Source organism: Legionella sainthelensi (assembly GCF_900637685.1).
GTDB lineage: Bacteria > Pseudomonadota > Gammaproteobacteria > Legionellales > Legionellaceae > Legionella > Legionella sainthelensi.
The window spans coordinates 263,610-286,465 of the sequence record NZ_LR134388.1; the positions used below are offsets into that span (position 1 = coordinate 263,610).

Consider the following 22,856-nt stretch of genomic DNA (forward strand, 5'->3'; position numbering starts at 1 on the left):
TTTGATTGCACAATATAAAGCAGTTCGTCACTAACGAGGTTAATACTTTGAACGACATGGTTAAGAATTTATTTTTATGGCTGATTATAGCAATAGTGCTTGTTTCAGTTTTCAGTAATTTCGGCCCTCGAAACTCGGTTGCTGAGAAACTTTCTTACAGCCAGTTTTTGAAAGAAGTTGATCAAGGTATGGTCAATTCAGTCACTATTGAAGATGATAAAATCATCAAAGGGATCACCAAAAATAACAAACGTTTTGTAACTTACATGCCGATGCAAGATAATGCACTACTTGGTGAATTGTTAAAAAGTAAAGTTGATGTAAGTGGTCAGGAAAAACAACAAGAAAGTTTCCTCCTGCATTTGTTTATCAACTGGTTTCCGATGTTGCTTCTCATTGGTGTTTGGGTCTTTTTTATGCGCCAAATGCAAGGAGGTGGTGGCCGCGGTGCGATGTCTTTTGGCAGATCGCGTGCACGTTTGCTGGGTGAAGATCAAGTCAAAGTTACTTTTGCAGATGTAGCTGGGGTTGATGAAGCAAAAGAAGAAGTTAAAGAATTGGTTGATTTTTTGCGTGACCCTACTAAATTTCAAAATCTTGGAGGACGCATTCCACGTGGGGTACTCCTGGTTGGTTCTCCGGGAACCGGTAAAACGCTCTTAGCCAGAGCTGTTGCAGGCGAAGCTAAAGTACCTTTTTTCACTATTTCAGGTTCTGATTTTGTCGAAATGTTTGTGGGGGTAGGTGCTTCTAGGGTTCGTGACATGTTTGAGCAAGCAAAAAAACACGCTCCTTGTATTATTTTCATAGATGAAATCGACGCTGTAGGACGTCATAGAGGAGCGGGACTTGGTGGTGGCCATGATGAGCGCGAACAAACATTGAACCAATTGCTTGTTGAGATGGATGGTTTTGAGGGTAATGAAGGCGTTATTGTTGTAGCCGCAACTAACCGCCCAGATGTTTTGGATCCTGCATTATTGCGTCCCGGCCGTTTTGACCGCCAAGTTGTAGTACCTTTGCCTGATATACGAGGACGAGAGCAAATATTAAGAGTACATTTGCAAAAAACCCCTGTAGACACTAATGTCGATGTGATGGCCATTGCTCGAGGTACTCCCGGTTTTTCTGGTGCAGATTTAGCAAATCTTGTCAATGAAGCAGCTTTATTTGCTGCACGAGCTAATAAGCGTAAAATCAGTATGATGGAGTTGGATAACGCTAAAGATAAAATCATGATGGGAGCCGAGCGACGCTCCATGGTGATGGATGATAATGAGAAAAAGCTAACCGCCTACCACGAAGCAGGTCATGCGATTGTAGGTCTATGTGTACCCGAACATGATCCTGTCTATAAGGTATCTATCATTCCTCGCGGACGTGCGCTGGGTGTGACGATGTTTCTCCCGGAGCAAGACAGATACAGTCATAGTAAACGTCGCCTCGAAAGCCAATTATCTAGCTTATTTGGCGGACGAATTGCCGAAGAACTTATTTTTGGTCCTGAAAGTGTGACTACAGGTGCTTCAAATGACATTATGCGTTCTACTGAAATAGCTCGTAAAATGGTTACAACATGGGGGTTATCGACTTTAGGACCACTTACTTTTGGTGAAGAGGAAGAGGAAGTATTCTTAGGTCGCTCTATGAATAAACATAAAGAAATGTCAGATAGAACCGCGCAACAAATCGATGATGAGGTGCGGGCAATTATTGATAGAAACTATAAGCGAGCCAAAGAAATTTTGGTCACTAATATGGATAAACTCCATTTAATGGCTCAAAGCCTAATAAAATATGAAACAATAGATTTTCAACAAATCCAAGAAATTATGTCGGGTAAAGAGCCTTCACCACCACAAGACTGGGGGTCATCTAAACCCCTAGATGGTTCTGAGGTAATCAATAATAATAAATTACCTGAAAAACCAACTGATCCTGAAGTAATAGTAAATCCTGCTGAAGAGCACTGAAATTATGAGCCATAGGTGAGAGAAGCAGGTGGATTCAAAGCAATTTATGAGTTGGTTGAAGCATCAACACCAACTCATGCCAGATAGCCTTCCTGAAAAACCATTAATTATGGGTATCTTAAATGTTACGCCAGATTCTTTTTCTGATGGAGGCCAGTTTTTATCAGCAAATCATGCATGTGAACATGCATTTCAATTAATTACCCAAGGAGTAGATATAATTGATATTGGTGGACAATCCACTCGGCCTGGTGCACAGCAAATATCCGTGGATGCTGAATTAAAACGAGTTATTCCCGTAATTGAACAAATTCGATTTGATTCAGATATTTGCATTTCTATCGATACAAATAAGCCTGAAGTGATGGAAGCTGCTGTAAATGCTGGTGCTAATCTAATTAATGATGTTTATGCATTACGCACCGGTGGAGCACTTGCAATGGCTGCAAAACTTGCAGTACCCATTTGTTTAATGCATATGCAGGGGGAACCTGAGAATATGCAGAATGAGCCTTATTATTCAGAAGGTGTACTTCCAGCAATAATAAATTTTTTTAAAGAACGTATTACTGAATGTGAGCGTCAAGGAATAAATCGGCAAAATATTATTTTGGATCCTGGTTTTGGTTTCGGAAAGCGCGTACAAGATAATTTGCTCTTGGTTAAAAAGCTTGATATTTTTGCTTCATTTGGATTGCCATTGCTTTTAGGTGCATCACGTAAGAGCACTATTGGAGTGATACTTGGAAAAGAGGTTGACGATCGTTTAATCGGCAGTATTACAGTGGCTGTATATGCTGCATTGAAAGGCGTTGGAATTATAAGAACGCATGATGTCGATGAAACAAAACAAGCATTACATATGATCAATATGATCTGTCATGCGGATGTTCCATTCCCTGGCAGTATCGAGTAAATGAGAGGTAAGTAGGATGAATCAGCGAAAATATTTTGGTACGGATGGTATTCGTGGGCATGTAGGACTATCAAATATTAATCCTGAATTCGTACTAAAGTTAGGGTGGGCTATTGGACAAGTATTGGCTAATGGACACCGTAAAAAAGTCGTTATAGGAAAGGATACTCGCGTGTCTGGTTATATGTTAGAGTCCGCTTTAGAGGCGGGCCTATCTGCAGCCGGAGTTGATGTTGCATTATTAGGTCCGATGCCAACTCCAGGCATTGCTTATTTAACACAAACGTTAAGAGCTAATGCGGGTGTTGTGATCAGCGCTTCGCATAATCTGTTTGAAGATAATGGGATCAAATTCTTTTCTGCAGAAGGTGGAAAGCTACCGGATAGTGTTGAATTAGCTATAGAAGAAGAGCTGGAAAAAAAGATGCAAACAGTGCCTTCTGAAAAATTGGGCAAGGCAACTCGAATCAATGATGCAACAGGACGCTATATTGAGTTTTGTAAATCTACTATCCCATCTCTTACCCGATTATCAGGGTTAAAAATTGTTGTTGACTGTGCTAATGGCGCGACTTATCACGTTGCTCCCAATGTATTTGCTGAACTTGGCGCCCAAGTTATCTCGATAGCGAATCGCCCTGATGGCTTTAACATCAATGAAAATTGTGGCTCAACATCACCTGAATTATTAAGACAAAAAGTAATTAGTACGGGAGCCGATATAGGCATCGGTCTTGATGGTGATGGAGATCGCGCCATATTAATCGACTCAGAAGGTAACATTGTTAATGGGGACCAAATTTTATATATTATTGCCAAAGATAGACACCAGCGTGGTGTATTACACGGAGGAGTAGTTGGAACATTGATGAGTAATTATGGCTTAGAACGCGCTCTTAATGATCTAGGTGTCCCATTTATTCGTTCAAAGGTTGGTGATCGATATGTTTTAGAGGCCTTACACAAAAATGATTGGAAAATTGGTGGGGAACCCTCTGGTCATATTGTCTGTTTGGACAAAACAACAACAGGGGATGGAATTGTTGCTGCATTGCAAGTACTATCTATGATGGTGAAACAAGGTAAAACGTTACAACAGCTTACCCAGGGTATTACTTTATTACCTCAAAGTCTTGTGAATTTCAAAACGAATCATGCAGAGCTTTTAGCAAAAAATCCTCAAGTAATTGAACGAATTAAAGTTTTAGAAAAAAGTTTAAAAGGTGAAGGGCGAGTTCTGCTTAGACCATCGGGTACAGAACCTCTGCTACGGGTTATGGTAGAAGGCATAAACGAATCTTTAGTAAAACAATACGCACAAAAGCTTTGTGATGAAATAAGTCAAATTGATGAGCATGAGTTCGTTAAGTAGATTATTGGATCATACTTAATTCATAACAGAAAAGCATTTAATAAAAAAAATGCAATAAGACTACACATCTTGGCTGAGTTTGGGTATAGTCCGCAATGGAGAATAAGAGGGTCAATTAATGAGACAGAAAATAGTCGCTGGCAATTGGAAAATGAATGGTCAGCTACACCAGGTAGTTCAATTAACCAATGAGATTAAAGAGCTACTGCAATCTGTTCAAAATACCCAGGTAGTAATTATGCCGCCTTCAATTTATATACCGCAAGTAAAAGACTTGATTGCGGGATGTACTATTGCTTTAGGGGCGCAGAATGTGTATCCAAAAGATTTTGGCGCTTATACAGGAGAGATATCTGCTCCAATGTTAAAAGATTTTAGCTGTCGTTATATCTTGGTAGGTCATTCTGAGAGAAGACATGGATTTCATGAAGATGAAAATTTTGTCGCGCAAAAATTCCACCATGTAAAAGAACATGGTATGATACCTGTTCTTTGTGTCGGTGAAACTCTGATTGAGCGTGAAAAAGGACATACGGAACAAGTAATAGCAAATCAATTACTGGCAGTAAGTAAACAAGATAAAAATTGCTTTCGTAATTGTGTAGTAGCTTACGAACCTGTGTGGGCAATAGGTACAGGAAAAACTGCATCACCGGAGCAGGCTCAGGAAGTTCATAAATTCATTAGAAAGTTAGTAGCAGAAATAAATGATAGCGATGCAGAACAACTACCCCTCCTCTATGGTGGTAGTGTAAATGAAAATAATGCAAAAGCACTATTTTCGATGCCAGATGTTGATGGTGGTTTGGTAGGTGGAGCATCGCTGAACGCGAAACAGTTTGTGGAAATTGTGAAATGTATCAATTGATATTAATGATTCATGTAATCGTTGCAGTAGTCTTAATTGGCTTAGTTCTTATCCAGCATGGTAAGGGCGCTGATATAGGCGCAGCTTTTGGTTCAGGCGCTTCAAATACGTTATTTGGTAGCCAAGGAACTGGAAGCTTTTTATTTAAACTAACGGGTGCTTTAGCACTAACTTTTTTTGTCACCAGTTTATTGTTATCTTATTTAGTATCCATGCAATATCAAAAAACGGAACAACAAGTAATTCCGCAGCAAACTACTGTACCGGCGAATTCGATTCCAGTTCCGATTGATAACAATGATAAAAAGAATAAGTAAATCTTTTTACTATATTTTGTAAAGTAAAAAGAAATGGTTAGACGTAATAATAAATAAAAAAACAAGCCGAAGTGGTGAAATTGGTAGACACGCCGTCTTGAGGGGGCGGTGGCGTAAGCCGTGCCGGTTCGAGTCCGGCCTTCGGCACCATTTTAATCCGTGCAAGGTACAAAAATGCTATCTCAATATTTTCCAGTTCTCATTTTCATAATTATTGGAGTTGCATTAGGTTTAGCGATGATAGGCGCTGGTAGCCTGTTTTCAAAGCATATGCCTGATAACGCCAAAAACGCACCTTACGAATGTGGATTTGGTGCTTTTGAAAATGCACATATCCCTTTTGATGTTCGCTTTTATCTCGTAGCGATACTTTTTATTATCTTTGATTTGGAAACAGCTTTCTTCTTTCCTTGGGCTTTAGTTTTGCGCAAAATAGGTTGGTTTGGTTTTGCGGGAATGATGTTATTTTTAGGATTGTTGGTGATTGGCTTTATTTATGAATGGAAACGTGGTGCACTTGACTGGGAATGATCTTTAGGTGCACAAATATTCACTTCCGATCGTTCTCTAGAAGTAGAGGTATACGATTGGGAGTACTCTTTTTTTATTAATATTTAACTGCTTAGAGGCTAGCTATGGCGGTTGCTGAATTGCAAAAAAGTGGGTTTGTTACGACTTCTGTCGAAAAACTTGTTGGATGGGCACGTAGTGGCTCTATGTGGCCTATGACATTTGGTTTAGCATGTTGTGCAGTAGAGATGATGCATGCTGGTGCTGCCCGTTATGATTTGGATCGGTTCGGAATTATTTTTCGCCCTAGTCCACGTCAATCTGATGTGATGATAGTTGCAGGCACATTATGTAATAAAATGGCTCCTGCTTTGCGCAAAGTTTATGACCAAATGCCTGAACCTAGATGGGTTGTTTCCATGGGATCATGCGCTAATGGGGGTGGATACTATCACTATTCCTACTCGGTAGTGCGTGGATGTGATCGTATTGTTCCTGTAGATGTTTATGTGCCAGGCTGTCCTCCAACTGCTGAAGCGCTACTTTATGGAATAATTCAATTGCAAAACAAAATCAGGCATAAAAAAATCTTAGAAGCGTAAGATTATCAAAGGTGCATATTAGATGACAAAAAATGATTATTTGGTTGAACAACTCAAGAGTGAATTAGCAAGTTACATCAGCACTACATCAGTCGCTCATGATGAAGTAACCATTGAAGTTGAGGCATCAAATCTGAAGGCCGTAATGCTCGAGTTACGTGATTTAGATGCTTTTTGTTTTGATCAACTTATTGACCTTTGTGCGGTAGATTATTTGCTTTATGGTCAATATGATTGGGAAACAGATGCAGCAACAGAGAAAGGTTTTTGTCGCGGAGTTGAGCGTCAAGAGGCCAAAGCTTATACACTTGATAAACCTCGTTTTGCTGTAGTGTACCACCTGCTCTCAACTAAAAAAAATCATCGCATACGTGTCAAAGTATTTGCTGATGAGTCGCACTTAATTATTCCATCAGTACATGATTTATGGAAAGGAGCAAATTGGTTTGAGCGTGAAGCTTATGATTTGTATGGTGTTTTATTTGAAGGACATCCTGATTTAAGACGTATTTTGACGGATTATGGTTTTATCGGACACCCATTTCGTAAAGATTTTCCACTTAGTGGTCATGTTGAAATGCGCTATGATGCAAAAACTGAAAAAGTCATTTATGCTCCAGTAGATATTGAGCCTAGAGTTTTAGTACCTAAGGTTATTCGTAATGATAACCGTTATATTGGTAACAAAGGTAGCGAAAATGATTGAATTGAAAAACTATACTTTAAATTTTGGTCCACAACACCCAGCGGCACATGGTGTGTTACGTTTAGTTCTTGAGCTTGAAGGCGAAACGATCATACGGGCTGATCCTCATATTGGTTTATTACACAGGGCTACAGAAAAACTAGCAGAAACCAAACCTTATATACAAAACATTGGTTATATGGACAGGCTCGATTATGTCTCTATGATGTGTAATGAACATGCATATGTGCGCGCGGTCGAAAAACTATTAGGTATAGAAATCCCCTTGCGTGCTCAATATATCCGCACTATGTTTGATGAAGTAACGCGAGTTTTGAACCATCTTTTATGGTTGGGTGCCATTGCACTTGATATCGGCGCTATGACGGTCTTTTTATATTGCTTTAGAGAGCGAGAAGATTTATTTGACTGCTATGAAGCTGTGTCTGGGGCGCGCATGCATGCTACATACTATAGACCTGGTGGTGTAGCGCGAGACCTACCTGATGCTATGCCTAAATATCAAACATCAAAATGGCATAATGATCGTGAGGTTGAAAAGCTAAATGAATACCGTAATGGCAGCTTGCTTGATTTTTTGTGGGCATTTACTGAGCGTTTTCCTCGTTGCGTCGATGAGTATGAAACATTATTAACCGATAATCGAATTTGGAAACAACGAACAGTTGATATTGGTGTTGTTTCGCCTGAAGATGCACTTCAATGGGGATTTACAGGTCCTATGCTTCGTGGGTCTGGAATTGCCTGGGATTTACGAAAAAAACAAAGTTATGCTGCTTATGATCGTGTTGATTTTGATATTCCTGTAGGTAAAACAGGTGACTGCTATGATCGCTATCTAGTTCGTGTAGAAGAGTTAAGACAGTCAAATCGCATCATTAGACAATGTATTGAATGGTTGAGGGCAAATCCTGGACCAGTTCGAGTAGATGATCATAAAGTTACTCCTCCCCGACGTGTTGAAATGAAAGCCGACATGGAAGAGTTGATTCATCACTTTAAGTTATTTACTGAAGGTTTTTGTTTACCCGCAGGTGAAGTATACAGTGCAGTTGAGGCTCCTAAAGGCGAGTTTGGCATTTATATGGTCTCTGATGGAGCTAACAAACCTTATAGAATGAAAATTCGTGCTCCTGGGTTCGCTCATCTATCAAGTTATGATGAAATGACTCGCGGACACATGATCGCCGATGGTGTCGCTATTTTGGCAAGCCAGGATATAGTATTTGGTGAAATTGATCGTTAATTTTATACGTTGTCATTGCATGGTTTTAGCTATAACCTTGGATGATTTTAATTAAAATCGTAGAAATTTATATGACTTGTGCTTGAATTGCTATCGAGTTGACACGTTTGATGAAGTACAAGCACATATGAGTAGTGATACATGAAACATTTTGCAAATGAAATGTCAAGATGATGATATAAGATATGATGTGAGTCATGTAAGTTTTTTGCACGACCCCCTAAATAGAAGGTTTAGAAATGTCTGATAATTCAGCAAAAATTTTGCGTCAACTAGTCGCGGCCGAGAGAATAAAAGAAATTGATCATTGGGTAGCAAAATATCCTATGGATCAAAAACAATCTGCGGTAATGAGTGCTTTACGGATTGTCCAAGAAGAGCATAGCCATTTAACTACTGAACTAATGGATGCAATCGCCGATTACCTTGATATGCCTGCAATTGCAGTATATGAAGTGGCCAGTTTTTATACGATGTATGAGCACAAACAACTAGGCAGGCACTTAATAAATGTATGCACCAATATTTCATGCATGCTCTGCGATTCAGCTGCGGTTGTGAAACATCTAGAAAAAAAATTAGATATAAAATTGGGTGAAACTACGGATGATGGGCGCTTTACCTTGCGAGCAGTGGAGTGTTTGGGGGCTTGTGTTAATGCACCGATGATGCAGGTTGATAAGGACTATCATGAAAATTTGACTCCTGAATCAATTGACAAAGTGTTGGAACAATACCAATAAAAGATAGAGGTGGTTGCCGTGGTTGAATTAAATCAAGTTTGCTATCGAACATTTCATCTACCAGAGCCTTGGAAGCTATCTGCATATGAAAGTGTTGGTGGATACAGTGCTTGGAGAAAAATATTAAAAGAACAAACTTCTCCTCAGCATATTATTGACGAACTGAAAACTTCTGCATTACGAGGTCGAGGCGGCGCAGGATTCCCTACTGGATTAAAATGGAGCTTTATGAATCGAAATAATCCAGTACAAAAATACGTGGTATGCAATTCAGATGAAGGTGAACCAGGCACTTGTAAAGATCGAGATATATTGAGATTTAATCCTCATCAGCTGATTGAGGGCATGGCTATAGCTGGATATACCATGGGGGCAACGGTTGGTTATAACTATATCCGCGGTGAGTTTTGGCTCCCTTACGAACATACCGAGATGGCCATAAAAGAAGCTTATGCTGCAGGTTTATTGGGCAAAAATATCTTAGGCTCTGGCATTGATTTTGATTTGTACAATCACTTAGGTGCAGGTGCCTATATTTGCGGGGAAGAAACGGCTTTACTTAATTCTCTCGAAGGAAAAAAAGGTCAACCACGATTTAAACCACCATTTCCTGCAAACTATGGTTTATACGGTAAACCTACGACAATAAATAATACTGAAACTTTTGCTTCCGTCCCCGTTATCATGGAGAAAGGCGGTGAGTGGTTTTTGAAAATTGGTAAACCGAATAATGGAGGAGCTAAGTGCTTCAGCGTTAGTGGTCACGTAAATAAGCCTGGAAATTTTGAAATCCCGCTAGGTACACCTTTTAAAATGCTCCTAGAGTTAGCCGGTGGAGTTCGCGGAGGACGAAAGATAAAAGCAGTGATCCCAGGGGGGACGTCGATGCCTGTCTTGCCAGGCGATATTATGATGGGCCTGGATATGGATTATGACAGCATTCAAAAAGCTGGTTCAGGATTAGGATCTGGTGCGGTGATCATCATGGATGAAACTACTTGTATGGTAGATGCGCTGTATCGTATTGCAGAGTTCTATATGGATGAGTCTTGCGGTCAATGTACCCCATGTCGGGAAGGGACAGGCTGGATGGTCCGTTTATTACACCGCATCAAAGAGGGCCATGGCGAACCTGGGGATGTAGAGAGATTAGTCAATGTTGCGAATAATATCGAAGGACGTACAATTTGTGCATTAGGTGAGGCAGCGGCTTGGCCTGTACAAAGTTTTATTAAGCATTTCCGCGATGAATTTGAATATTTTGTGAAACATAAACGCTCAATCGTCGCAGCATAAAATAAAAGGTTTGACTATGACTACTACTATTGAAATCGACGGTAAAGTATTTGAAGCAGAAAATGGTCAAATGATCATTGAGGTTGCAGATGAGGCAGGCATACATATTCCACGCTTCTGCTATCATAAAAAACTATCAGTGGCAGCAAACTGCCGTATGTGTTTAGTTGAAGTTGAAAATGGCAGAAAGCCTGTTCCTGCTTGCGCAACGCCAATTACCAATGGGATGAAAGTATTTACTAAATCCAAAGAAGCATTACATTCCCAAAAAGCGGTGATGGAGTTTCTCCTTATTAACCACCCTTTAGATTGCCCAATATGTGATCAAGGTGGGGAATGTGAATTACAAGATAACTCTATGGGATTCGGTTCAGGTTCATCAGAGTATAAAGAAACAAAACGTTCCGTGGATGACGATAATTTAGGCCCGCTTATCTCTACTGAAATGACCCGATGCATCCATTGTACTCGGTGTGTTCGCTTTGGCGAAGAAATCGCGGGATTAAGAGAGCTAGGCGCGACGGGACGTGGTGAGCACATGCAAATCGGCACCTACGTTGAGCATAGTATGAAGTCCGAGGTTTCTGGTAATATTATTGATTTGTGTCCTGTCGGAGCATTAACCTCTAAACCGTTTCGCTTTACAGCAAGAGCTTGGGAGTTGACCCAACATGAAGGTATTGCACCACATGATTGTTTGGGATCAAATGTTTACTTACATACACGTAGAAACGAGTTAATGCGTGTTGTTCCTAAAGAAAATGAAGTGATTAATGAAACCTGGCTCTCTGACCGGGATCGATTCAGTTATCTTGGCTTAAAAAGTACAACCAGGGCCTCTCAGCCACAAATTAAACGCAATGGCCAATGGGAAACCGTTGATTGGGAAACAGCACTAAAATTTACAGCAGATGGGCTCGCCCGGGTTATAAAAAATAATGGACCGGAGCAAGTAGGTGCATTTGCATCAAGTTCGTCTACGTTAGAAGAGCTGTTTTTATTGCAAAAACTTATGCGCGAAATTGGCGTGCATAATCTCGATCACAGAGTGCAACAAGTTGATTTTAAAGATCAAGACAATCAAACAACAACACCTAAAAGTTCTTTAACTTATGCGGATATCGAAAATCAAAATTCAATATTACTTGTTGGATGCAACATCGATCGCGAAGTTCCTTTGGCAGGTGTTCGACTGCGTAAGGCGTTTCGTAATGGAGCCAAAATTTATGCAATTAATCCAGTAGATTTCGAATACCGTTTTGATCTGACTGAGCGCTTTATAATTTCCCCTTTGGAAATGCCAATGCACTTAGCCAAACTTATTTTAGCTCTTACAGATAATATAAAGAATTTACCACAGGAAATACAAAAATTATTAATAGGCTTAGAGCCAGATGAAGCCGTTCGAAATGTAGCTAAAGCTTTAAAAGAAGATAATGCATGCCTAGTGACTGGTGCACTTTGCGAAAATCACCCAGAGGCTTCCTTATTGCGTACCTTTATTTTCCTGATCGAAAAGTTAAGTGGTGCAAAAGTCTTAAGACTAACCCAAGGTGCTAATAGTGCTGGCGCATGGATGGCAGGAATGGTTCCACATAGGACAACAGCTGGAAAATCGATCTCCAGTCCAGGCATGGATGTCCAGTCAGCGATCAATGCAAAACTGAAAGCATATTTTTTAATGGGTGTTGAACCTGGCTTTGATTTCGCTAATCCATTTGGTGCAAGACAAGCAATGCTTGCCGCAGAGTTTGTTGTGCTGCTTAGTGCTTATGAACATGATTCAATGCATGATTATGCAGATGTAATTTTACCTATAGCTCCTTATGCAGAAACTTCAGGGACGTATATTAATGTCGATAACACTTGGCAAACTGTAAAAGGGGCTTTGTCCCCACATGGGGACTCTCGTCCCGCATGGAAGATTTTAAGAGTGCTAGGCAATTTGCTCCACTGCCATGATTTTGAGTATATGTCGACTGAAGATGTCTTAACTGAAATAAAAAATATTATTGCAATTACGATGGAGCATGAATATAAACCTTATTATCCTGAGTGTTTGCCATTAATGAATCAATCTTTGGCACGAGTGGGCGAGTGGCCTCTATACCGTAGTGATGCAATTGTCAGAAATGCTAAAGAGCTGCAATTATGTGCTGCAGCAGAATCAGCATGCATACGCATCAATCCTGAAACAGCAGATAGATTAAATTTAGATGATGTTGCTACTGTATCTCAGGGAGATATTGAGATAACATTGCCGCTTAAACGTGATGAGCGCATTGCGGCTGATGTTGTATGGGTTGCAAACGCGATGCCTGAGACGGTAGATTTGGGTCATTCATTTGCTGCAATAACTATTAAGCGCTAGGCAGGTAAAGAAATGCTGCAAGATATTAGCATATTAATTTGGGTCATCATTAAAATACTAGTGATAGTAATCCCTTTGTTACTTTGTGTAGCCTATTTGATCTACGCTGAGCGTAAAGTAATAGGATACATCCAGGCTCGTATAGGTCCAAACCGAGTAGGTGTTAAAGGGTTGCTTCAGCCTATTGCTGACCTTGTTAAATTGATTACAAAAGAAATCATTATTCCTACGCGATCGAATAGATACCTATTTATTGCTGCACCATTGTTTGCATTGGTGCCTGCATTGGTCGGCTGGGCTGTCGTTCCATTTCAAGAAGGAGTGGTTCTAGCAAACATTAATGCAGGCGTGCTCTATATTTTTGCAATGAGCTCGTTAGGTGTTTATGGGGTGCTCATTGCAGGTTGGGCATCTAATTCTAAATATGCGATGTTTGGTGCCTTAAGAAGTACTGCACAGACTGTCTCTTATGAAATTGCGATGGGTTTTGCTTTGGTAGGAGTATTGCTCGCAGCAGGAAGCATGAACCTAACGGACGTGGTCAATTCGCAGAGAGGGGGTATTTTACACTGGTGGTTTATTCCATTGCTGCCACTCTTTTTGTATTTTGGATCGCAGGAATTGCTGAAACAAATCGAGCTCCCTTTGATTTGGCTGAAGGAGAGTCTGAAATTGTTGCAGGGTTCCACGTCGAATACTCTGGGATAGGATTTGCACTATTTTTCTTGTCCGAATATGCCAGCATGATTCTAATCTCAGTATTACTTAGTGTCTTGTTTCTCGGTGGCTGGATGTCTCCATTTGAGGGGATGCCGATTTTAGAAGACATTTTTTTTATTGTTCCTGGTTTTGTTTGGTTGCTCGTAAAAGTATGCTTTTTCCTTTACGTATATTTGTGGATCAGGGCAACTTTTCCTCGTTATCGTTATGACCAGCTTATGCGTTTAGGTTGGAAAGTACTTATTCCAGTCACCATCGTTTGGATTATTGTAACTGCCTTAATGGTTATAACACATCTCAAACCTTGGTTTTGATGATTAATAGAGAAGCCGATGAAAAAAGCATATCAAAATATAAAATATTACTTACGAAGTTTTCTTTTAATAGAATTATTATTGGGTTTAAAGTTAACCGGTAAATATTTCTTTAAGAAAAAAATAACAGTGCAATTTCCCGAAGAAAAAACACCCATTTCTCCCCGTTTTAGAGGGTTGCTCGCGTTGCGCCGTTACCCAAATGGTGAAGAGCGCTGTATCGCGTGTAAGTTATGTGAGGCTGTTTGTCCTGCTTTGGCCATCACAATTGAAGCAGAGCCACGTGAAGATGGTACCCGTCGCACCACACGATATGATATTGATATGTTTAAATGCATTAATTGTGGTTTATGTGAGGAATCTTGCCCTGTAGATTCTATTGTTGTTACCCCCATACATCATTATCATGTAAGTGAGCGAGGTCAAAACATTATGACCAAAGAAAAGCTATTGGCACTTGGTGATTTGATGGAACCAAAACTTGCAGCGGATCGAGCTGCTGACGAAAAATACCGATGATGAGGTAATTTTTATGCATGATTTATTAGTTCAAGTAATTTTTTATGTCTTTGCAGCATTAGCAATTGGCGCTGCCTTTATGGTAATTATCCAAGATAACCCAGTACGTAGCGTGTTATTCCTCGTACTCGCTTTTTTCGCCAGTGCTGCTTTGTGGATACTTGCTGAGTCGGAGTTTCTCGCGCTTATTCTTGTGTTGGTTTATGTAGGCGCAGTGATGACGTTATTTTTATTTGTCGTCATGATGCTTAACATTGATGTTGAAATAATGAAGAGCCATAAACGTTATTTACCCTTTGGGCTGATTCTTGTAGCTTTGTTCATTGGACTTCTAATGGTGTCTATTCCTTCAGGGACCTTTAAGAAAAACGTAGAGGTTAAAGGTTATGCAATTAGCTCACAACTACTAGAGGAAAAACAAAATGCCACTGAAGCGCAACGACCATTATCAAATACTGAAGCTTTAGGTATGGTGTTGTATACCGATTATTTATTGGCTTTTGAGATTGCAGCTGCTTTATTACTAATAGCAATCATTTCCGCAATCACTTTGGTGCATAGAGGCCCAAGAAAATCGAAAAGACAAAATGTCAAACAACAGATTCTAACGCATAAAAATCAGCGAGTAGAATTAATTAATATGAAAGCAGAAAAATAAATATTGGGGAATTCTAGATGATACCTGTTAATCATTACCTAATTTTAGGAGCTATATTATTTGGTTTTGGGCTTATTGGCATTATGATGAATCGAAGAAACATCATTTTATTGCTAGTTTGCATCGAATTAATGTTACTCGCAGTGAACACGAATTTTGTTGCATTTTCACATTATTATAGCGAAATTAGTGGACAAGTCTTTGTCTTTTTTATATTAACTGTGGCTGCTGCAGAAGCGGCTATAGGTTTAGCCATAGTGATGTTGCTTTTTAGAAATAGAGGTAACATTAACGTTGATAAGATGAATCATTTAAAAGGTTAACATTGTGAGTATCCAACAACTTTGTCTAATAATTGTTTTAGCGCCCCTCGTAGGCTCTATGATTGCTGGCTTCTTTCGTAATCAAATAGGAAGAGCTGGAGCTCATACTGTCACCATTTTGGGTGTTGCGATCTCTTTCGCAGTATCCGTATATATAGCGTGTCAACTTTTCTCAGGACGCATCCCAACGGAGAACACAGTCGTATATCATTGGGCAACAGGTGGGCTAATTCTTCCATTTGAGTTTAATATAGGATTTTTGATTGATCCGTTAAGTACCGTTATGCTGGTTATCGTTAACTTTGTATCGTTACTAGTACATATATACAGTATTGGGTATATGGAAGATGATGATGGATATCAACGGTTTTTTAGCTATATTTCGCTATTTACCTTTATGATGTTGATGTTGGTGACTGCGAACAATTTCTTACAATTATTTTTTGGCTGGGAAGGTGTAGGTCTTGTTTCCTATTTGCTTATTGGATTTTGGTATCAGAAAGAGTCTGCTAATGAAGGCAGCTTGAAAGCATTTATTGTGAATCGCGTAGGCGATTTCGGTTTCCTGTTAGGTATTGGGCTTGTTTTTGCGTATACAGGGAGTATTGATTATGCAACTGTATTTCAAAATGCAAACTACTTAGCAACTCAAAATATAGAGTTATTTCAAGGACATCCCTGGTCATTGATGACTGTAATTTGTTTGGCTTTATATGTTGGGGCCATGGGTAAATCGGCACAAATACCTTTGCATGTATGGTTACCTGAATCTATGGAAGGTCCGACTCCAATTTCCGCACTTATACATGCTGCAACTATGGTTACAGCTGGGGTATTTATGATAGCGCGTATCTCCCCGCTTATTGAGTACTCTACTACTGCATTAAGTGTTGTATTGGTAATTGGTGCCAGCGGTGCGCTTTTCACCGGAATTTTAGCTTTGGTTATGAATGACATTAAACGGGTTGTTGCTTATTCAACTCTGTCTCAATTAGGTTATATGATGGTGGCCATGGGGGCTTCGGCTTATAGTGCAGGTATTTTTCATCTGCTAACACACGCATGTTTTAAAGCGTTGTTGTTCCTTGGTGCCGGTTCAGTAATCATCGGTATGCATCATGAACAAGATATGAGAAAAATGGGTGGCTTGTGGAATAAAATGCCCATTACCTATGTGACTTATTTTATAGGCTCTTTAGCTTTATGCGCGTTTCCGCCTTTCGCAGGATTTTATTCAAAAGATACAATTATTGAAGCAGCGCAATTATCACAGATTCCAGGAGGTAGTTATGCGTATTATTGTGTACTCCTTGGGGCAGGAGTAACGGCACTCTACACTTTTAGATCTTTATTTATGACTTTTCATGGTAAACCACGTATGGATGAGCACACCTTAACTCATATCCATGAATCACCATGGGTTGTATGGCTCCCGCTTGTTCTACTAGCTATCCCTTCTGTTATATTGGGCTATGTACTTTATATGCCTATGCTATTTGATACCCCGAGCCTAATTAGCTCCTCTTTGTTTGTACTCCCGCAACATAATGTGCTTGCAGAGATGGCTCATGAAATTACTTCACCTTTTGAAAGTATGTTGCATTCAGTGTCATCCTTGGCACTTTGGATTACTTTAATTGGTGTAGCTATTGCATGGGTTTGCTATATAGCTGCTCCATCTATCCCAGGACAACTAGCACGTCGCTTTTCACTAATTTATAAAATACTTGTTAATAAATATGGCTTCGATGCCTTTAACAATTTATTTATTGTCAAAGGCTCCAAGGGAATAGGACGAATATTTTATAACGTCGGTGATCAGAAATTAATCGATGGAATGGTTGTAAATGGCAGTAGTCGACTTATTAGATGGTTTTCAGCTAAAGGTCGCGCGATACAAAGTGGTTATCTGTATCATTATGCGGCAGTAATGGTATTGGGGTTATTTGGATTTTTATGCTGGTTGATACTCGGCTGAATATAGGGTGAAGGTATGCATTATTTGCTCAATTTACTAATTTGGTTGCCCATAATAGGCGGTGTTTTTGTTCTTCTCGTAGGAGATGATCGTAACCCGAATATTTCACGCTACTTGGCTTTATTCACGGTAATACTTTGCTTGTTGCTTTGTATCCCTCTTATTGCAGGTTTTGATACCAAAATATTAGGAATGCAATATCTAGAAGAGTTTCCATGGATACCGGCTTTAGGGATTAGCTATAGCCTAGGTATTGATGGATTATCTTTGCTACTCATCGTGCTTAGTGTTTTTACTAACTTAATTGTGCTTTTAGCTACTTGGGAGAGCATCACCAATAGAGTTTCTCAATATTTAGCTGCATTTTTAATTATGCAGGGCCTATTGGTTGGAGTATTTTCAGCTTTAGACGCCATTTTATTCTATATATTTTGGGAAGCAACACTGATTCCCATGTATCTGATTATCGGTATCTGGGGTTCAGATAATCGCGTTTATGCTGCCATTAAGTTTTTCTTATATACCTTTTTGGGCTCGGTGCTAATGCTGGCAAGCTTTTTATATATGGGATATATCGCTGGTACATTTAATATTGAAGCCTTTTATGCCATTAAACTTGGTATGACAGCACAAACATTGATTTTTATTGCCTTTTTCTTAGGTTTCGCCATAAAAATTCCTATGTTTCCTGTTCATACTTGGTTACCAGATGCTCATACAGAAGCACCAGCGGGTGGATCTGTCGTTTTAGCGGCAATTTTACTAAAATTAGGAGCTTACGGATTTATTCGTTTTTCTTTACCCATAGTGCCTGATGCATGTAGTCGATATGCTGGGGTAATGATTGCTCTATCTTTAATCGCGATTGTCTATATTGCTTTGGTGGCAATTATTCAGAAAGATATGAAACGACTTATTGCATACTCTTCAATTTCGCATATGGGGTTTGTAACCCTTGGATCTTTTGCCATTTTTGCCATTGCGAAACAATCAGGTTTAAGTGGAGCCGGTTTGATCTTAGAAGGTGCAATTGTCGTAATGATTTCACATGCTTTTGTCTCTAGCGGTCTTTTTGCTGGTGTCGGGTATATTTATGATCGAATGCATACACGAAAATTAGCGGATTTTGGAGGAATCGTAAATACGATGCCTATTTTCGCTTCGTTCTTTATGCTCTTCTGTATGGCAAATGCGGGGCTTCCAGGAACCTCGGGATTTGTCGGAGAATTTATGGTAATTATAGGTTCGCTTAAAGCGGGCTTCTGGGTTGCATTTTGGGCCGCAACAACGTTAATTACTTCAGCAGGTTATAACCTCTGGATGTATAAACGAGTCATTTTTGGTCCTATAGCTAATGAGAAGGTTGCAGCATTAAAAGACCTTACGGGCTTTGAGTTAAGTGCCTATATCTTGCTTGCTTTGGCAGTAATTGTTATGGGTGTATATCCTAAGCCATTGTTAGAGTATATCCATCAAACTGTAAGTCATACTCTAGCATTAGCAAGCCAATCAAAACTGTAATCAAGGTTAATCAATATGACAGCATTACTAGAAAATATTCATGTAGCACTTCCTGAAATGGTTGTTTTAGCTACAGCCTGTATCGCATTGCTTGCCGATTTATTTTTAAGGCATCGATATAAGTCAATCGCCTATTTTATATCCTGTATCGGATTGATTATAGCTGCCTTAATTAGCTTTTTTTACATTGGGATGTATAAAGTTATTACTTTGAGTGGTTTATTTATTAGTGACGATGTAGCTAATATCATGAAGTTTTTTATCTACATTACTGTTTTGCTTAGCTTCATCTATTCAAGAAACTATATAGATGAGCGTCAAATGCCATCTGGTGATTATTATGTCTTAGGTATGTTTTCTGCACTAGGTATGATGCTTCTTGTTTCTGCTCATTCCTTGTTAACTGTATTTTTAGGTTTAGAATTATTATCGTTACCTTTGTATGCCATGACAGCTATTCGCAGAACAGATGGTGATTCTTCTGAAGCTGCAATGAAATATTTTGTAATGGGATCCATTGCATCGGCTATGCTTTTATATGGTATGTCTTTAATTTATGGCGCTACCGGGAAATTAGATCTCTTGGATGTTGCCAATGCAATTGCAGCAAATTGGCAACAACAAAATGCATTACTATCTTTTGCGCTAGTATTCATTTTATCAGGAGTTGCTTTCAAATTAGCTGCTGTACCTTTTCATATGTGGGCTCCTGATGTTTATCAAGGAGCACCCAGTTCCGTTACATTATTTATTAGTGCTGCACCCAAAATCGCTGCAGTTGGTATGACTTTTAGGTTGCTTACTATTGGATTGGTAGATATCAGTACGCAATGGCAACAAATTTTGCTGGTAATTACGCTGTTGTCAACAGGGTTAGGAAATTTATTTGCAGTAGTTCAGAGTAGTATTAAACGCTTACTGGCTTATTCAGCGATTTCCCATATAGGATATGCTTTGTTTGGTATTCTAGCAGCAAGTGCGTCAGGATATTCAGCAGCTCTTTACTATATTGTAGTTTATGCAATTACTTCAGCTGCTGCTTTTGGATTGATTGTCTTAATGTCAAGTCAAGGAATGGAAATTGACAGTGTTGACGATTTAAAGGGACTTAGCAAGAGAAGCCCTTGGCTTGCATTTATGATGCTAATCATTATGTTTTCAATGGCAGGTGTTCCTCCTACAGTTGGATTTCTAACCAAATTACTCGTGCTGAAAGCTTTAGTCGATGCACAAATGACTTGGGTTGCAGTAGTGGGTCTATTCTTTACAGTTATCGGTGCTTATTATTACTTGCGTATTGTTAAATTAATGTATTTCGATAAGCCTATTAGTAATGAGCCGGTTATTGTAAATAAAGGTAACGTTTTTATTTTCTCTTTCAACTGCTTATCATTGCTTTATTTGGGTATTTTTCCCAGTGCTTTAATAGTAATGTGTATCAATGCTTTTGCTTCTTAATCCCTAATAACCTATTTCTGCATCATAAATTGGGCTTTTTTTGATGCAGAACACATTTAATTAACAAACTTGAACGAAAGTACTTGCTAAGAACGAAGAGTCTCAGTATACTTCTCATCAGTTGACGCGGGGTGGAGCAGCCTGGTAGCTCGTCGGGCTCATAACCCGAAGGTCGTAGGTTCAAATCCTGCCCCCGCTACCACTTATTAAGAACCCCATTTATGGGGTTTTTTATTATCTTAAAAAAGGTAATTAGATTACAGTGAAACGGTTTACATACAATCCTTCACAGTAAATCAACTTTTTAGGATTATATTTAATTTGTAACTGCACAAAGATAATAGTAGCCCTGGAGAATAAAGTCATTCTGCGAAATTTCTGCCTATAGGATTTCGGCATGGATGTTTATCTTCAGCTAGGTTACTGTACTGTATTTGTATTAGGCTGATATGCCTTATTGAAATTAATAAATATTATGATACAAGATGAGTTAGAACATTTATTAGCTCCTTCAATTGCTGATATGGGCTATGAACTTTGGGGATGTGAATATCTTTCACAAGGTAAGCATTCTTTATTGCGAATATACATCGATAAATCTGATGGAATAACAATTGATGATTGTGAAGCAGTAAGCCATCAAGTAAGTGCTTTACTTGATGTAGAGGATCCAATTCATGGTAATTATAGTTTAGAAGTATCCTCTCCTGGTATCCCTAGGCCTCTGTTTAAAAGTTGGCAATATCAACGATACTTGGGGCAGGAGATTCAGGTGAAAACTTTTAAGCCACTTGGCGGTAAACGTAAATTAATTGGCACTCTAGTTTCAGCTTCTGAAACTTCTATAGTGCTTAATCTAGGCAATGAAGATCACGAATTACTTTTTTCAAATATTGTGAAAGCAAGTTTGACAGTATAGAGAGGCGAACAATGAGCAAAGAATTGTTACTGGTTGCAGAGGCGTTATCAAACGAAAGAGGTGTAAGTAAGGACGTTATTATACTTGCTATTCAGGCCGCATTAGAGTCTGCAACTCGCAAGATCTTTGGGCTAGATATTGGAGTCAGAATTAAATTAGATCCACGTACTGGGGATCATGAAACTTTTAGATATTGGGATGTCGTGAATGATGATGATCTTGAATACCCAGATCGCCAGCTTACTTTAGAACAAGCCAGGACTCGTAACCCTTCAGTAAACGTAGGCGATCGTATCGAAGAATCAATGCCTTCCATTGAGTTTGGTCGGATTGAAGCTCAAGCAGCTCGTCAAGTAATTATGCAAAAGGTTAGAGAAGCAGAACGTGAGTTAGTGATCGATCAATTTAGAGGCAAGCTAGGACAGTTGATTTATGGCACTGTAAAAAAAGTAACTAGAGACAATATTATTATTGACCTAGGTGGAAAAGCAGAAGCATTCTTACCTCGAACGGAAATGCTTCCCCATGAGATGTTTCGTCCCAATGATAGAGTTCGAGCCTATTTATATGAAATAACACCACAAGCACGAGGGCCTCAATTATTTGTCAGCCGTACTCGTAATGAAATGCTGATTGAACTTTTCCGCATTGAAGTACCTGAAATCGGTGAAAATGTTATTGAAGTTAAAGCCGCTGCTCGTGATCCAGGAAATAGAGCAAAAATCGCAGTTAAAACGAATGATGGCCGTATTGATCCAGTAGGTGCATGCGTTGGTATGCGCGGCGCCCGTGTTCAGGCAGTTTCCAGTGAGCTTGGTGGCGAGCGAGTTGATATCATTCTATGGGATGATAATCCAGCTCAATTAGTTATAAATGCCATGGCACCAGCAGATATATCTTCTATTGTAGTTGATGAAGATACACATACTATGGATCTTGCTGTAGAAAAAGATCAGTTATCGCAAGCAATTGGTAGAAATGGCCAAAATGTTCGCTTAGCAAGCCAATTAACAGGTTGGACTCTGAATGTTATGACTACAGACGAGTTTGAAAATAAGAACTTAGAAGAGTCTAGCAAAATTATTAAATTATTTACTTCTGCACTGGAAATTGATGAAGAAATAGCTACATTATTAGTAGCACATGGTTTTTCTTCGCTCGAAGAGATTGCCTATGTACCTAAAGAAGAGCTTTTAGCTATCGAAGAATTTGATGAAGAAATCGTTGAAGAGCTCCGGAATAGAGCGAACGATAACTTACTTACTATGGCTCTTTCTTCCAATAAAGATTTATCTGGTTTACCTGACGATTCTTTGCTCACAATGGAAGGGATGACCCACGATCTCGCTAATCAATTAGCTACTCGAGGAATTATATCTATGGAAGATTTAGCAGAGCAATCTGTAGATGAGTTATTAGAACTTGATGGCATGACAGAAGATAAAGCCGCTGCTTTAATTATGAAGGCTAGAGAGCCATGGTTTTTATAGAGCCATGGATATTTTGATAATATTGTAGTACAAATG

At 39.3% G+C, this 22,856-nt stretch carries 20 protein-coding genes, 2 tRNA genes and 1 pseudogene; all 23 read left to right on the plus strand.

From position 1 onward, the window contains the following. Window positions 1–56: 56 nt before the first annotated feature. Window positions 57–1,973 carry an ATP-dependent zinc metalloprotease FtsH gene (gene ftsH, locus EL220_RS01085; RefSeq protein ID WP_035906706.1) on the plus strand — a complete coding sequence of 639 codons (1,917 nt, stop codon included), beginning with the start codon at window positions 57–59 and terminating at the stop codon, window positions 1,971–1,973. 28 nt (window positions 1,974–2,001) lie between these two features. Then, complete coding sequence (gene folP / locus EL220_RS01090) at window positions 2,002–2,889, plus strand: dihydropteroate synthase (RefSeq protein WP_027272523.1); 888 nt, start codon at window positions 2,002–2,004, stop codon at window positions 2,887–2,889. A 16-nt stretch (window positions 2,890–2,905) separates the two neighbouring features. Continuing rightward, window positions 2,906–4,261: a phosphoglucosamine mutase gene (glmM, locus tag EL220_RS01095; protein WP_027272524.1), complete on the plus strand. Its 1,356-nt coding sequence runs from the start codon at window positions 2,906–2,908 to the stop codon at window positions 4,259–4,261. Between the two features lie 118 nt (window positions 4,262–4,379). Beyond that, window positions 4,380–5,129, plus strand: a complete 750-nt coding sequence (gene tpiA, locus EL220_RS01100) for a triose-phosphate isomerase (protein WP_027272525.1) — start codon at window positions 4,380–4,382, stop codon at window positions 5,127–5,129. Further along, window positions 5,117–5,446 carry a preprotein translocase subunit SecG gene (gene secG / locus EL220_RS01105; protein WP_027272526.1) on the plus strand — a complete coding sequence of 110 codons (330 nt, stop codon included), beginning with the start codon at window positions 5,117–5,119 and terminating at the stop codon, window positions 5,444–5,446. The genes tpiA and secG overlap by 13 nt, the downstream gene beginning before the upstream one ends. A gap of 65 nt (window positions 5,447–5,511) precedes the next feature. Beyond that, window positions 5,512–5,596 (plus strand) — tRNA-Leu (locus EL220_RS01110). A gap of 24 nt (window positions 5,597–5,620) precedes the next feature. Further along, on the plus strand, window positions 5,621–5,977 hold the full coding sequence (locus EL220_RS01115; RefSeq protein ID WP_027272527.1) for an NADH-quinone oxidoreductase subunit A: 357 nt from the start codon (window positions 5,621–5,623) through the stop codon (window positions 5,975–5,977). 104 nt (window positions 5,978–6,081) lie between these two features. Continuing rightward, window positions 6,082–6,558, plus strand: coding sequence for a NuoB/complex I 20 kDa subunit family protein (locus tag EL220_RS01120; RefSeq protein WP_003633367.1), 477 nt, complete (start codon window positions 6,082–6,084; stop codon window positions 6,556–6,558). Between the two features lie 22 nt (window positions 6,559–6,580). Further along, a complete protein-coding gene (locus EL220_RS01125) occupies window positions 6,581–7,264 on the plus strand; it encodes an NADH-quinone oxidoreductase subunit C (RefSeq protein WP_027272528.1) in 684 nt (227 codons plus the stop codon). Continuing rightward, window positions 7,257–8,510, plus strand: a complete 1,254-nt coding sequence (locus EL220_RS01130) for an NADH-quinone oxidoreductase subunit D (protein ID WP_027272529.1) — start codon at window positions 7,257–7,259, stop codon at window positions 8,508–8,510. Before EL220_RS01125 ends, EL220_RS01130 begins: the two co-directional genes overlap by 8 nt. A 239-nt stretch (window positions 8,511–8,749) precedes the next feature. Further along, a complete protein-coding gene (gene nuoE / locus EL220_RS01135; RefSeq protein WP_027272530.1) occupies window positions 8,750–9,253 on the plus strand; it encodes an NADH-quinone oxidoreductase subunit NuoE in 504 nt (167 codons plus the stop codon). 18 nt (window positions 9,254–9,271) lie between these two features. Next, the gene (gene nuoF, locus EL220_RS01140; protein ID WP_027272531.1) at window positions 9,272–10,549 is read left to right on the plus strand and encodes an NADH-quinone oxidoreductase subunit NuoF; all 1,278 of its coding nucleotides are present in this window, start codon (window positions 9,272–9,274) and stop codon (window positions 10,547–10,549) included. A gap of 16 nt (window positions 10,550–10,565) precedes the next feature. Beyond that, window positions 10,566–12,920 (plus strand): NADH-quinone oxidoreductase subunit NuoG, encoded by a 2,355-nt coding sequence (gene nuoG / locus EL220_RS01145; protein WP_027272532.1) that lies wholly within the window; start codon window positions 10,566–10,568, stop codon window positions 12,918–12,920. A gap of 12 nt (window positions 12,921–12,932) precedes the next feature. Continuing rightward, a pseudogene (nuoH, locus tag EL220_RS01150) lies at window positions 12,933–13,954 on the plus strand (NADH-quinone oxidoreductase subunit NuoH). An 18-nt stretch (window positions 13,955–13,972) separates the two neighbouring features. After that, window positions 13,973–14,473, plus strand: a complete 501-nt coding sequence (gene nuoI, locus EL220_RS01155; RefSeq protein ID WP_027272534.1) for an NADH-quinone oxidoreductase subunit NuoI — start codon at window positions 13,973–13,975, stop codon at window positions 14,471–14,473. A 13-nt stretch (window positions 14,474–14,486) separates the two neighbouring features. Next, complete coding sequence (locus EL220_RS01160; protein ID WP_027272535.1) at window positions 14,487–15,131, plus strand: NADH-quinone oxidoreductase subunit J; 645 nt, start codon at window positions 14,487–14,489, stop codon at window positions 15,129–15,131. A 17-nt stretch (window positions 15,132–15,148) separates the two neighbouring features. Further along, on the plus strand, window positions 15,149–15,454 hold the full coding sequence (nuoK, locus tag EL220_RS01165) for an NADH-quinone oxidoreductase subunit NuoK (protein WP_027272536.1): 306 nt from the start codon (window positions 15,149–15,151) through the stop codon (window positions 15,452–15,454). Window positions 15,455–15,458: 4 nt separating this feature from the next. After that, window positions 15,459–17,432 carry an NADH-quinone oxidoreductase subunit L gene (gene nuoL, locus EL220_RS01170; protein WP_027272537.1) on the plus strand — a complete coding sequence of 658 codons (1,974 nt, stop codon included), beginning with the start codon at window positions 15,459–15,461 and terminating at the stop codon, window positions 17,430–17,432. Window positions 17,433–17,447: 15 nt separating this feature from the next. Continuing rightward, the gene (locus EL220_RS01175; RefSeq protein WP_027272538.1) at window positions 17,448–18,953 is read left to right on the plus strand and encodes a complex I subunit 4 family protein; all 1,506 of its coding nucleotides are present in this window, start codon (window positions 17,448–17,450) and stop codon (window positions 18,951–18,953) included. Window positions 18,954–18,968: 15 nt separating this feature from the next. Beyond that, complete coding sequence (gene nuoN, locus EL220_RS01180) at window positions 18,969–20,411, plus strand: NADH-quinone oxidoreductase subunit NuoN (protein ID WP_027272539.1); 1,443 nt, start codon at window positions 18,969–18,971, stop codon at window positions 20,409–20,411. A gap of 125 nt (window positions 20,412–20,536) precedes the next feature. Next, window positions 20,537–20,613: transfer RNA gene (locus EL220_RS01185), tRNA-Met, on the plus strand. A gap of 273 nt (window positions 20,614–20,886) precedes the next feature. Then, entirely contained in the window at window positions 20,887–21,330 is a 444-nt protein-coding gene (gene rimP / locus EL220_RS01190; protein WP_027272540.1) for a ribosome maturation factor RimP, read from the plus strand. An 11-nt stretch (window positions 21,331–21,341) separates the two neighbouring features. Then, window positions 21,342–22,820: a transcription termination factor NusA gene (nusA, locus tag EL220_RS01195; protein ID WP_027272541.1), complete on the plus strand. Its 1,479-nt coding sequence runs from the start codon at window positions 21,342–21,344 to the stop codon at window positions 22,818–22,820. Window positions 22,821–22,856: the final 36 nt, after the last annotated feature.